Origin of the sequence: Streptomyces sp. NPDC085481 (assembly GCF_044541845.1) — a bacterium.
Classification (GTDB): domain Bacteria; phylum Actinomycetota; class Actinomycetes; order Streptomycetales; family Streptomycetaceae; genus Streptomyces.
The window spans coordinates 278,349-292,702 of record NZ_JBITTJ010000004.1 but is presented as its reverse complement, the minus strand read 5'-3'; the positions used below and the strand labels follow the sequence as shown (position 1 = coordinate 292,702).

11 protein-coding genes are annotated in these 14,354 nt (G+C 72.7%); 4 read left to right on the top strand and 7 right to left on the bottom strand.

Features of this window, described 5'->3' with window-relative positions:
• Positions 1 to 79: 79 nt before the first annotated feature.
• Both ACIGEZ_RS12250 and ACIGEZ_RS12245 read left to right on the top strand, forming a co-directional pair.
• Positions 80 to 2,170, top strand: coding sequence for a TPM domain-containing protein (locus ACIGEZ_RS12250; protein WP_399829327.1), 2,091 nt, complete (start codon positions 80 to 82; stop codon positions 2,168 to 2,170).
• Positions 2,171 to 2,229: 59 nt separating this feature from the next.
• Positions 2,230 to 2,937 (top strand): PspA/IM30 family protein, encoded by a 708-nt coding sequence (locus ACIGEZ_RS12245; protein WP_399829325.1) that lies wholly within the window; start codon positions 2,230 to 2,232, stop codon positions 2,935 to 2,937.
• Positions 2,938 to 3,026: 89 nt separating this feature from the next.
• Here ACIGEZ_RS12245 and ACIGEZ_RS12240 read toward each other — a convergent pair whose 3' ends face one another.
• From ACIGEZ_RS12240 to ACIGEZ_RS12220, 5 genes are all read right to left on the bottom strand, one after another.
• A complete protein-coding gene (locus tag ACIGEZ_RS12240) occupies positions 3,027 to 5,684 on the bottom strand; it encodes a SpoIIE family protein phosphatase (protein WP_399829322.1) in 2,658 nt (885 codons plus the stop codon).
• A 144-nt stretch (positions 5,685 to 5,828) separates the two neighbouring features.
• Entirely contained in the window at positions 5,829 to 6,251 is a 423-nt protein-coding gene (locus tag ACIGEZ_RS12235; protein ID WP_399829320.1) for an ATP-binding protein, read from the bottom strand.
• A gap of 146 nt (positions 6,252 to 6,397) precedes the next feature.
• Positions 6,398 to 6,829 (bottom strand): (deoxy)nucleoside triphosphate pyrophosphohydrolase, encoded by a 432-nt coding sequence (locus tag ACIGEZ_RS12230; RefSeq protein ID WP_399829318.1) that lies wholly within the window; start codon positions 6,827 to 6,829, stop codon positions 6,398 to 6,400.
• A gap of 54 nt (positions 6,830 to 6,883) precedes the next feature.
• Positions 6,884 to 7,063: an SPOR domain-containing protein gene (locus tag ACIGEZ_RS12225; RefSeq protein ID WP_399829315.1), complete on the bottom strand. Its 180-nt coding sequence runs from the start codon at positions 7,061 to 7,063 to the stop codon at positions 6,884 to 6,886.
• A gap of 230 nt (positions 7,064 to 7,293) precedes the next feature.
• Entirely contained in the window at positions 7,294 to 8,046 is a 753-nt protein-coding gene (locus ACIGEZ_RS12220; RefSeq protein ID WP_399829313.1) for a GntR family transcriptional regulator, read from the bottom strand.
• A 225-nt stretch (positions 8,047 to 8,271) separates the two neighbouring features.
• On the opposite strand from ACIGEZ_RS12220, the gene ACIGEZ_RS12215 reads away from it, so the two are divergent.
• Positions 8,272 to 9,624 carry a glycoside hydrolase family 18 protein gene (locus tag ACIGEZ_RS12215; RefSeq protein ID WP_399829311.1) on the top strand — a complete coding sequence of 451 codons (1,353 nt, stop codon included), beginning with the start codon at positions 8,272 to 8,274 and terminating at the stop codon, positions 9,622 to 9,624.
• 133 nt (positions 9,625 to 9,757) lie between these two features.
• On the opposite strand, the gene ACIGEZ_RS12210 is transcribed toward ACIGEZ_RS12215, so the two are convergent.
• On the bottom strand, positions 9,758 to 10,978 hold the full coding sequence (locus ACIGEZ_RS12210; RefSeq protein WP_399829308.1) for a DUF4190 domain-containing protein: 1,221 nt from the start codon (positions 10,976 to 10,978) through the stop codon (positions 9,758 to 9,760).
• A 136-nt stretch (positions 10,979 to 11,114) separates the two neighbouring features.
• Positions 11,115 to 12,689: a S8 family peptidase gene (locus ACIGEZ_RS12205; protein ID WP_399829306.1), complete on the bottom strand. Its 1,575-nt coding sequence runs from the start codon at positions 12,687 to 12,689 to the stop codon at positions 11,115 to 11,117.
• Between the two features lie 193 nt (positions 12,690 to 12,882).
• On the opposite strand from ACIGEZ_RS12205, the gene ACIGEZ_RS12200 reads away from it, so the two are divergent.
• Entirely contained in the window at positions 12,883 to 14,025 is a 1,143-nt protein-coding gene (locus ACIGEZ_RS12200; protein ID WP_399829304.1) for a threonine synthase, read from the top strand.
• Positions 14,026 to 14,354: the final 329 nt, after the last annotated feature.

Sequence of the window (14,354 nt, the reverse complement as noted above, 5' to 3'; positions counted from 1 at the left end):
GACGCCGGGCGGCCCGGAACGGTTTCCGTACGGACCGGCCCGGTCGCGCACCCCCAGGCCCGGACATAGCCTCCCTTGTGTGACGCGAACAGCCACCCGAGCCCTCCTCGCGACGCTGGTGGCGGCGTGGTGGCTGGTCGTGCCCGCCGTTCCCGGCGCACGGGCCGACGACCCCGTCTCGCTGTCCCGCGAGGGGCAGATCACCGACCGGGTGGGAGCGCTCGGCGACCGGCGCGGCGAGGTCGTCCAGGCCCTCGACCGGCTCTTCGACGAGCGGCGTGTGCAGCTCTTCGTCGTCTACGTACGGGACTTCTCCGGCCGCGGGGCGCAGAGCTGGGCCGACGCCACCGCCGAGCGCAACGGTCTGGGCAAGGACGACGTCCTGCTGGCCGTCGCCACGCACGACCGGCAGTACGGCTACTCCGCCGACCCCGACTCGCCGTTCACCCAGGCCCAGCTCGACGACGTGGCGCGGACCGCGATCGAACCGGCGCTGCGCGGGAACGACTGGGCGGGCGCGGCCATCGGCGCCGCGGACGGCTACGCAGCGGTGCTCGCCGGACAGCCCGTGCCCACCCCGGCGATCACCCCCGGCCCCGCCGACCCGGGCACCGGGTCGGGCGGTTCGAGCTCGGCGACCGACCTGCTCGTTCCCGTCGTCCTGGTCGGCGGCGCGGGGGCGCTGGCGGCGTACGCGTACACCAGGCGCCGCCGCAGGGCCGCCACGCGCACCACGCCCGGCGGCGGCCGGCGCTGGGGCGCGCCCGGGGAGCCGGCGCCGCCGTCGCTGGAGGAGCTGGACGGGAAGGCCCGGCAGGCCCTGGTCGCCACGGACGACGCCGTCCGCACCAGCAAGGAGGAACTGGGCTTCGCGAGCGCCCAGTTCGGCGACGAGGCGGCCCTGCCCTTCACGGAGGCGGTCCGGTACGCCGAGGGTGAGCTCACCGCCGCGTTCCGGCTGCGCCAGCAGCTCGACGACGCGTTCCCCGAGGACGACGCGACCCGCCGCTCCATGCTGGCGGAGATCCTCCAGCGCTGTGCCGACGTCAACGCGCGGCTGGACGCCGAGTCCGCGGACTTCGACCGGCTGCGGGCCCTGGAGCGCACGGCCCCGCAGGCGCTCGCCGCCGTCGAGTCGGCGTTCCGCGAGCAGTCCGGCCGGGTGGGTACGGCGGAGGCGGCCCTGACGGCGATGCGCGAGCGGTACACCGAGTCCGCCGCCGGCCCGGTCTCCGGCGACGTCGAACAGGCCAAGGACCGCCTCGTGTTCGCCACGGCCACCATCGAGCAGGCCCGGCAGCGCGTCGACGGCGGCGACAACGGCGCCGCCGCCGTGCACATCCGCGCCGCCGAGGGCGCCGTCGACCAGGCGGCCCGGCTGATCGAGGCCGTGGACCGGCGGGCCCGGGAGCTGGCGGAGGCGGTGGGCAGGCTGCCCGGCACGCTCTCCGAGACCGAGGCGGACCTGGCCGACGCGCGGGGACTGCTCGAGGGCACGCCGGAGGCGGTGTCGACGGCGGACCTGCGGGGCCGTATCGGCCGCGCCGAGTCGGTGCTGGCCGCCGTGCGGGCCGCGGTGGACTCCGGGCGCTACGACCCGATCGACGCGCTGCGCCGGGTCGAGGAGGCGGACACGGCGCTCGACGAGGCGCTGGAGGGTGCGCGGGAGCGCGAGTCGGGCACCCGGCGGGCCCGTGCGCTGCTCGACCAGTCGATGCTGACGGCCCGTTCCGCGATCGGCGCGGCCACCGATTACGTCACGACGCACCGGGCCGCGGTCGGGTCGGAGGCCCGCACCCGGCTGGCCGAGGCCCAGCGGCGCCTGGACCGGGCGCGCGAGCTCGCCGACGGGGACCCGCAGTCGGCGCTCGCGGAGGCGCAGCAGGCGGACGGGCTGGCCCGGCGGGCGCAGGACCTCGCCGAGCAGGACGTACGGAGGTACGGGAACCCGAACGGCCTGGGCGGTGTATCAGGAGTGGGAGGTGCCGGCGGAGGCGGGCTCGGTGGAGCCGTGCTCGGCGGCATCATCCTCGGCGGACTGTTCGGGGGAGGTCGTGGTGGGGGTGCGGGGCATGGTGGGGGTTTCGGGGGCGGAGGCTTCGGCGGCGGTCCCGGCAGCTTCGGCGGCGGGGGCACGCGCGGCCGGCTGGGCGGTGGCGGCCGTTTCTGACCCCGCGCCCCCGCTCGTCCCCTCACCCGTCACCCCTCTTGTGCGCAAGGAGACCGTCCATGAGCAAGCAGACCATTCTCGGCCGGGTCACCCAGCTGGCGAAGGCGAACATCAACGCCCTGCTGGACCAGGCGGAGGACCCGCAGAAGATGCTGGACCAGCTGATCCGCGACTACTCCGGCAACATCGCGGAGGCGGAGGAGGCGGTCGCGGCGACCATCGGCAACCTGCGGCTGATGGAGCAGGACCACCAGGAGGACGTGGACGCGGCGAGGGAGTGGGGCGAGAAGGCCCTTGCCGCGAGCCGCAAGGCGGACGGGCTGCGGGCGGGCGGGCAGAGCGCGGAGGCGGACCGCTTCGACAACCTGGCGAAGGTCGCCCTCGGCCGCCAGCTCCAGTCGGAGAAGGAGGCGCGCACGGCGGAGCCGACGATCGCCGCGCAGACCGAGGTGGTGGACAAGCTCAAGAGCGGCCTGGTCCAGATGAAGGCCAAGCTGGGCGAGCTGCAGGCCAAGCGGGACGAGCTGGTCGCGCGGGCGAAGTCGGCGCAGGCGCAGAACCGGATGATGGACGCGGTGAAGAGCATCGACGTCCTGGATCCGACGAGCGAGCTGAGCCGCTTCGAGGACAAGGTGCGCCGGGAGGAGGCCAGGGCCCTGGGCAAGCAGGAGCTGGCCGCCTCCTCCCTGGACGCCCAGTTCGAGCAGCTGGACGCGATGGGCGACGAGGCCGAGATCGCGGCCCGGCTGGCCGCGCTGAAGGGCTGAGCCGGTCTCACGGGCCTGGTGCGGGTCCTGACGGGCGTGGCGCGGGTCCCGGCGGGCCTGGTGCGGGCTCTGACGGGCCTGGTGCGGGTTCAGAACATGCTGAGCAGCTGGTCGACCGTCGGTTCGGCGAGGCCGTCGCCGTCCGGCAGCGGGAGTTCGAACCAGACGGTCTTGCCGCGCGGGGTGCGGCGCGAGCCCCAGGCGGCGCTGAGCAGCCCGACGAGTTGCAGCCCGCGGCCGCCCTCGTCGGTGTCACGGGCCCGGCGGCGGCGGGGCTGGACCAGGCCCGCGTCCCACACCTCGCAGACCAGGGTGCGGTCGCGCAGCAGCCGGAGCCGGATCTCCCCCTCCCCGTACCGCAGGGCGTTGGTGACGAGCTCGCTGACGAGCAGTTCGACGGTGTCCACGAGGGGTTCGAGCTCCCAGGCGGTGAGCTGGGCGCGGGCCAGCTCGCGGGCCCGGCCGACCGAGCGGGGCTCCCTGGGCAGCTGCCAGTCGCCGACGGCCTCGCTGGGCAGGCCCTGGATCCTGGCCATGAGCAGCGCGATGTCGTCCTCGCCGTGCCGGGTGTCGAGGGTGGTCAGGACGTGGTCGCACACGTCTTCCAGGGGCCGGCCGGGGTCGGTGAGCGCGGTGCGGAAGGCGCTCAGGCCCTCGTCGAGCGGATGGTCGCGCGACTCGACGAGCCCGTCCGTGTAGAGGGCGAGCAGCGCGCCTTCGGACAGTTCGACCTCGACCTCCTCGAAGGGTTCGCCGCCGACGCCCAGTGGCATCCCGGGCGGTACGTCGAGGAGCAGGGCCTCCTCGCCGGGTTCGACGAGCACGGGCGGCAGGTGGCCGGCGTTGGCGAAGGTGCAGCGGCGGGTGACCGGGTCGTAGACCGCGTAGACGCAGGTGGCGAGGTAGACCTCGGAGAGTTCTGGGCCGCGGGCCTTGTGGGCGCGGGCGGACTGCTGGGCGCCCGCGGGGGCGCCGAGGCCGCGGGCGATCTCGTCGAGGTGGGAGAGGACCTCGGCGGGTTCGAGGTCGAGCTGGGCGAGGGTGCGCACGGCGGTGCGCAGTTCCCCCATGGCGACGGCGGCGCGCAGCCCGCGGCCCATGACGTCGCCGATGACCAGGGCGGTGCGGTGGCCCGGGAGTTCGATGACGTCGAACCAGTCGCCGCCGACCTCGGTGGCGGCGGTGCCGGGCAGGTAGCGGCAGGCGATGTCGAGGCCGGACGCTTCGGGGTCGCCGGGCGGCAGGAGGCTGCGCTGGAGGATGAGGGCCCGCTCGTGCTCGCGGCGGTAGAGCCGGGCGTTGTCGATGCACACGGCGGCGCGGGCGGCCAGCTCGACGGCGAGGGCCCGGTCGCGTTCGCCGAAGGGTTCGCTGCCCTTGGTGCGGGAGAACTGGACGAGTCCGACGACGGTGTCGTGGGCGACCATCGGGACGACCAGGGTGGACTGGACGAGGCCGCCTTCCACACCGGGCACGCTGCGGATCCGGCCGGTGCGCAGGGCTCCGGCGCAGGGCGAGTTGAACGGGTAGCGGTGGACGGAGCCGACCTCGATGCGGCCGGTGTCGCAACAGATGTCGTCGCCGTCCCCTGCGGTCGCGGCCCCGGCGGTCCCGCCGGCGGTCCCGGTGGCCCCCGTGGCCGCGCCGGTGCCGGCGTCGGCCGGCTCTCCGGTCCGTGGCTTCGCGACGCGGACGGGGGTGTCGGAGACGGCGCTGGCGACGGCGACCCGGCGCAGTTCGGCGCTGCCCGCCCCGTAGCCGACGTCGTGGGAGCTGCCCCAGCGTCCGGGCGGGGCCTCGTCCCCGGTGAGCAGTCCCTGGTAGAGGTCGACGGCGGCGAGGTCGCAGAAGCCGGGGACGGCGACGTCGAGCAGTTCGCGGGCGGTGGCCTCCAGGTCGAGGGAGTTGCCTATGCGGGCGCCGGCCTCGTTGAGGAGGGCGAGGTTGCGGCGGGCGCTGGCGGCCTCGCGGGCCGCGTTGTGGCGGCGGGTCACGTCGATGCCGAGGCCGGCGACGCCGACGGGGCGGCCGGTGCCGCTGTGCACGCGGTAGAGGTTGACCGACCAGTGGCGCCGGTCGGTGGAGCCGGGTGCGGCGCCGACGATCTGGAGGTCGGCGACGGACTCTCCGGTCTCCAGGACCTTCTTGAGCGCGGCGGTCATCCGCTCGGCCTCGGGCCGGGCCAGGTAGTCGTGGACGGTGCGGCCCCGGTGGTCGTCGGCGGAGCCGCCGAAGACGGTGGCGAAGCGGCGGTTGGCCCGCTTGACCGTGAGGTCGGTGCCGAACAGGAGAAACCCGAAGGGGGATTGGCCGAAAATGGCCTGCGAGGCGGCGAGGTCGGTCTCGATCCGGCGCAGGGCCCGCACGTCCACGACGATGCAGAGCGCCGCCCGTTGCCCGCTCTGGGTCTCGCTGGGCATGACGTACATCTCGGCGATGCCGTGCCGGTGCTCCTCGCCCGGGATGCGGAACGGGACCAGGCCCGTCCACTCCTTGCCGTCGAGGATCTCCCTGACCCTGCGGTGACCGCGCTCACGCAGGTCGGCGGGCATGAAGGCCTCGACCGGGTCCTTGCCCCTGGCCTGCTCGGCGGTCACGCCGAAGAGCTCCACGGCCCGCCGGCTCCACTGGTCGACCAGCCCGTCGGGGCCTATCGAGAAGGAGGCGACCCGGATGTAGTCATAGATCGACCCGGGCGGGCTGCTCTGCCACACGACACCGCTCGCCGTCTCAGGTATCTCGCTCACGCGACCGTCCCCTCCAGCTCACCGCACCGGACCGGCCATGACGGCAGTATTCAGCACCATGGCCCCCGTCGGCACGACGTTCACGATCACAGGGTGGTCTCGTTCGTTTCCGGCCGAGTCCCGCTGATCGTCGTCCCACCCTCTTTACTCACCAGGCAGGGCCAGCTCGAACCACACGGTTTTCCCGGTACTCCCCGCGCGGGTGCCCCAGCGCCGTGCGGTTCCGGCCACCAGCTGCAGGCCGCGGCCGCCCTCGTCATCGGGTCCCGCGAGGCGCTCGGTGGGCCGATCCGGAAGCGGATCGGAGACCTCGACGAGGAGCGCGGGGCCGTGCCCGGGCCCGGTTCCGTCGGGGCTGAGGCGGGCCAGGCGGACGCCGATGGGTCCGGAGGCGTAGCGCAGGGAATTGGTCACCAGCTCGCTGACCAGCAGGACCGTGACATCGCCGATCACCGCGTCGAGCTGCCAGGCTCTCAAGGTGTCCCGCACCGCGTGACGGGCCGTGCGCACGGCATTGGCCTCCGCCGGGAAGTGCCACTCGGCACAGTCGCCTTCGGTGTCGATCACGTGACCCACGTCCTATTTCGGGGGGTTAATCAGGACATACCCGATATTCGGAGTGGGATATCGCGCCGGGCGCAGCAGTGGGCGCACGGTGGCACGAACGGCGTACGGAGCGGCCGCGCACGCCGTCCGCCGGGGCAGGGACCGAGTCAGGGCAGGAGGCGTCCGGCTTCGGCGACGGCGGGCCTGTCCTGGTCGAGCCAGTCGACGGAGTCCAGTTCATGGCGGGTCAGCCAGCGCAGCTCGTCGTGGTCCTCCAGCGGCTCGGGCTCGCCGGAGAGCAGCCGCGCGGTCCACACCTGGAGGACGTAGCCGGGCTTCAGCGGCCATTCGCCGGGGATGCGCTCACCTGGCTCGGTCTCGACACCGAGCTCCTCGCGCAACTCCCTGACCAGGGCCTCCTCGGGGCGCTCGCCCGGCTCCAGCTTGCCGCCGGGCAGCTCCCAGCGGCCGGCGAGTTCAGCGGGGGCGCTGCGGCGGGCGGCGAGCAGCCGCCCGCGGTCGTAGAGGGCCCCGGCAACGACGACGACAGGAGCGGAGGCAGGAGCGGGTACCGGGGCGGAGGCGGGACGATCGGTCATGGGGCGGAGCGTAACCCGGGCGGCTGCGGCGACGGCGGCCGCCCGGGCAGTGGATCAGAGGGCGGGCGAGCCGATGCGCTCGACCCAGTAGAGCTGCTTGTGCCCGCGGGCGTCGAGGCTGTCGGCGACCTTCTGGGCTTCGCTCTCGGTCGCGTACTGACCGACGCGGTAGCGGTTGCCGTTGTCGTCCTGCCGTATGACCAGCCAGGGAAGGACGGGGCCGCTGTCGCTCACGAGGCTTCTCCCTCCGCCGGTCCGGCCGCTTCTAACGATCTCCAGGAAACCGCAATACGCATATGCCCGAGCTTACGCCTGACCTTTACACAGCGGATACGTGTTTTCACAAAGAGATATGTATCTGGCCAGTAACAAGCGAAGGGAGGCCGGTGGCCATGCCACCGGCCTCCCTTGAAGACGGCCGGAACCGAGCCGAGGTTGCCTGCCCCGCCTAGGTCATCGCACCCTCACCGCACCGGCAGGTGGTAGGCGATCCGGTAGCGGTCGGCCGGGACGACGACGTCGGCGGTCTCGACCGCGCGCCCCGAGGCGTAGTACGTCCGCTCGATCACCATCACCACATGGCCGGGCACCCCGCCGAGGGTCAGCAGCTCCTCCGCGAGTCCGGGCCGGGCGCCGACCTCCTCCGCCACGTTGTCCACGACCACGTCGATGGCTCCCATCCGCTCGACGACCCCACAGCCGCCCAGCGGGCCCTCCTCGGGCAGCATGACCGGCGTCCGGCCGGTGACGGCGAGCGGCTCCCAGGAGGTGGAGAGCATCATCGGCTCGCCCGCGTCCCGGTACACGTACCGCGTGCGCATCACCCGCTCCCCCGGCTCGATGCCGAGCCGGGCGGCGACCTCGGCGCTCGCCTGCTCCTGCTCGCTGGCCGACTCCCAGGTGCCGCGCATCCCTTCGGCCGCCTGCTCCTGGCGGAAGGGGGTGGCGCCGGCGGCCGGCCGGTAGCCGGAGCGGGCGATGCGGCGCGGCACGGGGCGCTCCCGCACATAGGTCCCCGAGCCCGAGCGCCCCTCGACCAGACCCTCCGCCATGAGGACCTTGCGCGCCTCCAGTGCGACCGTGTCCGAGACCCCGTACTCCTCACGGATGCGCGCCTGCGAGGGAAGCCGGGTGTGCGGCGGAAGCGAGCCGTTGGCGATCTTCTCCCGGAGATCGCTCGCCACACGCAGATAGGCGGGCTGCTCACCGAACGTCACTGGACACTCCCCTCAGGTTGACTGTCAGCTACAGAGTGACAACCGAGGGTGCACACTCGCAAGCATGGGCCAAAGTTTCACCCGAAGTGATGATTCAGCTTTACGCAGGCTCTTACCCCGGGTATAGCCACCGAACTCCCGTCGGAATCCTTGACCTTAATGGTCCAGACCAATACGTTCCTGTGCGCACAGCTCCCTTCCGGCACCCGCACAGGAACGAGCCCCATGCGTCGCAGAACCCTTTCCCGGCTGTCCGTCGCCGCGGTCTCCCTCGGACTCCTCGCCACCCTCGCCCCCTCGGCGGGCGCGGCCCCCGACCACGGCGACCGCCCCGGGCAGACCGGCCGCTCCGCGTACAAGCGCGTCGGCTACTTCACCCAATGGGGCGTCTACGGACGGAACTTCCAGGTCAAGGACCTGGACACGAGCGGCACCGCGGCCAAGCTGAGCCACGTCAACTACGCCTTCGGCAACGTGAGCGCGGACGGCAAGTGCTTCACCGGCAACATCCCCGGTGAGGCCGACGCCTGGGCCGACTACGTACGCCCGCTCGACGCCGCCGGCTCCGTCGACGGCGTCGCCGACACCGCGGACCAGCCGCTGGCCGGCAACTTCAACCAGCTGCGCGAGCTCAAGGCCAAGCACCCCGGCCTCAAGGTGATGATCTCGCTGGGCGGCTGGGGCTGGTCCACCCACTTCTCGGACGCGGCCCGGACCCCCGCCTCCCGCAAGGCCCTGGTCGCCTCCTGCATCGACCTCTACATCAAGGGCGACCTGCCCTCCGACGGCGCCCGTGGCGGCGCGGGAGCCGCCGCGGGTCTCTTCGACGGCATCGACATCGACTGGGAGTGGCCCGGCTCCGCGGGTGACACCGACACCGTCCACCGCCCCGAGGACAAGCAGAACTTCACCGCGCTCGTGCGGGAGTTCCGCACCCAGCTCGACGCGTACGCGAAGACCGAACGGAAGCGGAGGCACTACGAGCTGTCCGCGTTCGTGCCGACCGCGCCCGCCAAGATCGACGCCGGATTCGAGGTCCGGAAGATCATGCGCGACCTCGACTTCGTCAACCTCCAGGGCTACGACTTCCACGGCAGCTGGGAGTCGACCACCGCCCAGCAGTCCGCGCTCTTCGCCCCCAGGGGCGACTTCAGCGTCGACCAGACCGTCGACGACTGGCTGCGACGCGGCGCGCCCGCCCGCAAGCTGGTGGTCGGCATGCCGTTCTACGGACAGGGCTGGACCGGCGTCACGGGCGGCGGCACCGGCCTCGGCCGGCCCGCGACCGGCCCGGCGGCCGGCACGTGGGGCGCCGGATCCGAGGACTACGAGGCGCTGAGGAAGCTGGCCGACTCGGGGGCGTTCACCGTGCACCGGGACCGCCGGGGCGGCCATGCCTGGCTGTTCGACGGCACGACCCTGTGGACCTACGACGACCCGCGGGTGCTGCGCACCAAGTCGGCGTACGTACGGGCCAGGGGGCTCGGCGGCGCGATGTTCTGGTCGCTCGACGGGGACACCCCGGACGGCGAACTGATCACCGCGGTGAACGGCGTCCTGGGCGGCGAGCGCCACTGACGGCGACGGCCACTGACGCGACGGCCACTGACGGCGAGCGCAGCTGACGGCAACCCGCACTGACGGCACACACCGACGACGAAGGGGCCGGCTCTCAGGACGAGACCCGGCCCCTTCGACGTACACCCGCCCGTCAGACCTTCTGGCTCCCGCCGGCGAGCGAGCCCGTGAGCCCGAGGGCGGAGCGGGACGGTGCCTCGATGTCCGCCGACAGCTCGTCGTACGCCTCGTCGTACAGCTCCCAGAAGGCGTCCTCGTCCTTCGCAGTGGCCAGCTTCTGCCACTTGGGCGCGACCGCGTCCAGCTTCTTCACCAGCGCGGCGACCGGTGCGCTCGCCGCCCCGGGCCAGGTGTGCCCGCGCAGCGCGCCGCCGGCCTTGGTGACGGACTGGTGGACCTTCAGCGCCCAGGCCTTGTTGCCGTCCAGGTCGACGTCCGGGTCCTCCTCGGGCTCCGCCACCATGGCGTCGTCGATCGGGTTGACCTGCTGGAGGAAGAAGAGCTGGTCGGCGGTGAGCGTGGTCGCGTCACTGCGCAGGGAGCCGGAGAACGGCCCCTTGTCCGTGGCGTACGCGCAGGTCACCGTGCGGTCCCCGGTGCGCCAGCTCTGGCTGCTGGGGAGGTAGTAGTACGTCCAGACGTTCTCCGGGACCGCCCAGGTGTCCAGGGCGTAGGCGTCGTTGATCTGCCGGCAGCGCTCTTCGGCGAGGTCGTCGAGGGGGTCCTCGCCGGGCCACTTGGTGAAGCCGGTGACCTTGAAGCTTCCGGTGACCTCGCCCTCGTGCGGCTTCTCGCAGTCCACGATGTCGACGTCGTCGGTGTACGACTCCATCTTGCCGGGCACGTTGAAGCACTCGCCCTTGCGCAGCGAGAACGTGGACTTGGAAGCGGCGGCCTCGTCCATGCCCCGCTTGAAGTCCCGCCACGCGTCGGTGAGGCCGCCGGTCGCGAGTCCGAGCGTGATCAGCAGACAGCTGACCGTGGACAGGACGATGCCGGTGATGGCGAAGCCCTTGCCCTTCTGCTGCTTCTTGCGGATCTGCGGCAGCGCGATCAGACCGAAGACCAGACCGAGCGGCGGGAGACAGCAGACGATGCCGGCGACGAAGGAGGCGACGGCCATGCCGTTGGTGCCGGGCTGCGGCGCACCGTACGGGCCGGCGCCGCCGGGCCCCTGGGGGCCGTAGGGACCGTACGGTCCGGGCGGGGGCGAGGTGTACGGGCCGGGGGCGGCGTAGGGCCCGGGACCGGGGCCGCCGTACGGGCCGGGCACGGGCCCCTGGCCAGGCGCGGGCCACCCCTGCTGCGGCTGCTGCGGGGCCGGAGAGTCCTGAGGCGGCTGGGACGGGTCCACGAGTACGGTGCTCCTGTGGGGGCGCGAGGGGCTGCGAGCCGATTATCGAACGGGCGCGCGCATCGTACGACGGAATGGGCGGCCGCCGGATCGGCGACCGCCCCTTGTCCAAGGCCTCACTCACGCACCGCGGGCGTCAGAACTGCAGCGCCCAGGAGTCGATCTTTCCGGTGTCGATGTTCGCGTTGTCCGTGACGCGGAGCTTCCAGGTGCCGTTCGCGACCTCCGAGGAGGCGTTGACGGTGTACGTGGTGTTGATGTTGTCCGAGCTGCCGCCGGTGCCGAAGCCCTTCAGCGTGTAGGCCGATCCGTCGGGGGCGATCAGCTGGACCTGGAGGTCGCCGACGTAGGTGTGGACGATGTTCACCGGCACCTGGAGCGTGGCCGGGGCGTTGCCCGAGACGCCGCTGACGGTGACCGGGGACTCGACGGTCGCGTTGTCGTTGATCGCGTAGTCCGCGGTGTTCTCGAAGCGCGGGCCGGGCGGGGTGGTCGTACCGCCGCCGACGTACAGCAGCCGGTTCGGGGAGCCGGAGCCGGGGCTGCCGACGACGTTCGGGGTGGCGGCGCTGACGAGTGCCGTCGACACCTGCGCCGGGGTCGCCGTCGGGTTGGCGGCCAGGTAGAGGGCCGCGGCGCCCACGACGTGCGGGGTGGCCATCGACGTACCGGAGATGGTGTTGGTCGCGGTGTCGCTGCTGTTCCAGGACGAGGTGATGGAGGAGCCCGGCGCGAAGAGGTCGAGGATCGAGCCGTAGTTGGAGTAGCTGGCCTTGGCGTCGGTCGACGTGGTGGCGCCGACCGTGATGGCCTCGGCGACCCGGGCCGGCGAGTGGTTGGTGGCGTTGTCGGTCTCGTTGCCGGCGGCGACCCCGTACGTGACGCCTGAGGCGATCGAACGGCGGACCGCGTCGTCGAGGACGGTGTCCACGCCGCCGCCGAGGCTCATGTTGGCGACGGCCGGCTTGACGGCGTTCTGGGTCACCCAGTCGATGCCGGCGACGACCTGCTCGGTGGTGCCGGAGCCGGAGTTGTCGAGGACGCGGACGCCGACGATCTTCGCCTTCTTGGCGACGCCGTACGAGTTGCCCGCGACGGTGCCGGCGACGTGCGTGCCGTGGCCGTGGCCGTCCTGGGCGGTGTTGTCGTTGTCGATCGCGTCGTAGCCGTAGGAGGCGCGGCCGCCGAAGTCGCTGTGGGTGATGCGGACGCCGGTGTCGATGATGTACGCCGTGACGCCCTGGCCCGCGGTGTCCGGGTAGGTGTAGCTCTGGTTGAGCGGGAGGGCCTTCTGGTCGATCCGGTCGAGGCCCCAGGACGGCGGGGAGGGCTGCGTGCCGTCGATGTGGAAGACGCGGTTCTGGCTGACGGACTCGACGGCCGGGTCGGCGGCGAGCTTCTTGGCCTGCGCCTCGGAGAGTTCGACGGAGTAGCCGTTGAGGGCCGCGGTGTACGTGCGCTTGATCTTGGCGCCGAACTTCGTCGCGACGGCTCGTCCCTTCGCGGTCTCCGCCTGGGCGGCGGACTCGCGGAGGGTGACGATGTAGCTGTCGGCGACGGTCCCCTCCGCGCCGGCGTTCAGGATGACGCCTTCGGCGGTGGTCCCGGCGGCGGTGGCCGGGAGGGCGGAGAGGGAGCCGAGGGCGAGGGCTGCGACGGCTATGGCGCCGGCGGCGGCGAGTCTGCGCCGCGAGTCACGCATCACGGACATGTGAGGGGTCCTCCTCATAGGTGGTGCTCTGCTGTGGGGGTTGCATTGCACACTTCGGCAGGGGCATGACAAGACGGCACAGGGGTGCCCGTGACCGTTCCTCATGTCCGGCTGCCGAGCGAAAGATTGACGGATCCATAGGAATCCCACAAGGGCTAGGAGCGCCACGTAACACCCGTTTCACACACCTGACATGCTGGCGATCATGACGGCCTACGTGTGTCCCCGCTGCCAGGTTCACGCCCCCGCGACCGCCCTCACCTGGTGTTGTCCGGAGTGCCGCGGTCCCTGGGACCTCGAGTTCACCAGTGCGCCGGTGCCTCTCGCGTCCCTCGCGTCACGTGTGAATTCCCTGTGGCGTTACGAGGAGGCCCTGCCGCTGGCCACCGAGATCCCTCATGTGACCCTCGGCGAGGGCCGCACCCCACTCGTCCCACTCGTCCCGCTGAGCAGCTCCGGCACCGGAGCCGTTTCGGCCAAACTCGACTTCCTCATGCCGACCTTGTCCTTCAAGGACCGCGGCGCCGTGATGCTCGCCGAGCTGGCGCGCCGCCTGGAGCCGCGTTCCGTGATCGCCGACAGCAGCGGCAACGCGGGCACGGCGGTCGCCGCGTACTGCGCCCGGGCCGGGCTCGACTGCGCCGTGTACGTACCGGACGGGACCTCTCCCAAGAAGCTGGAGCAGATCCGCGCCCACGGCGCCCGTACGGTCGTCGTCCCCGGCGACCGCGAGGCCACCGCGCGGGCCGCCCGCGCCGCCGCCGACGAGCCGGGGGTCTTCTACGCCTCGCACGTCTACAACCCCCACTTCCTGCACGGCACGAAGACCTACGTGTACGAGCTCTGGGAGGAGCTCGGCGGCCGGCTCCCCGACACCCTCGTCCTGCCCGTCGGCAACGGCACCCTCCTCCTCGGCGCGGCCCTCGCCGTCGAGGAGCTGTACGGCCACGGGCTCGTCGACCACCGCCCCGCCCTGGTCGCCGTCCAGGCCGAGGCCGTCTCCCCGCTGGCCGCCGCCTTCCACGCGGGGGCGGACGAACTGCCCGCGCCCGCCGCCGCCCGCCCGACCCTCGCGGAGGGCATCGCCATCCCGAACCCGCCGCGGGCCGCACAGATCCTGCGCGCGGTACGCGCCTCCGGCGGGACCTTCCTGACCGTCACGGAGGACCGGATCCGCGCCGCCCAACTGGACCTGGCGCGCCGCGGCCTGTACGTCGAACCGACCGGCGTCGCCTGCTGGGCCGCCGTCCGCGCCGCGCCGGAACGGCCGGGCACCACCGTCGTACCGCTGTGCGGGGCGGGCGCGAAGACGGGCCTGGCACCGAGCGCGCCGTGAGCCTTCGGGCGGGCCACCGGGACAAGCCGCCGACGAGCCGCTGAGCGGTGGAAGCGGGGCGCCGGCCCGCCGGCCCGGGGCGTCATGTCGATCCGGTACAGACCGAACTCGCCGCCGGTGGAGGCGGTGGTGGCGAGGTAGTGGGCGCGCGTGCCGTTCGGGGAGACGACCTCCGGGGGCGTGCCGGCGGGCCGGAACGCGGCGCTGATCTCGCCCTTCTCACCGTGGTGGCGGGATTCGGGGTACGACATGGAGGCTCCGTCCGTCGGTCGTGGTCTGAGGCCTCCTGTCCGTACCCGATCGGGTTCGCCTCCGATCGGGTACGCGCG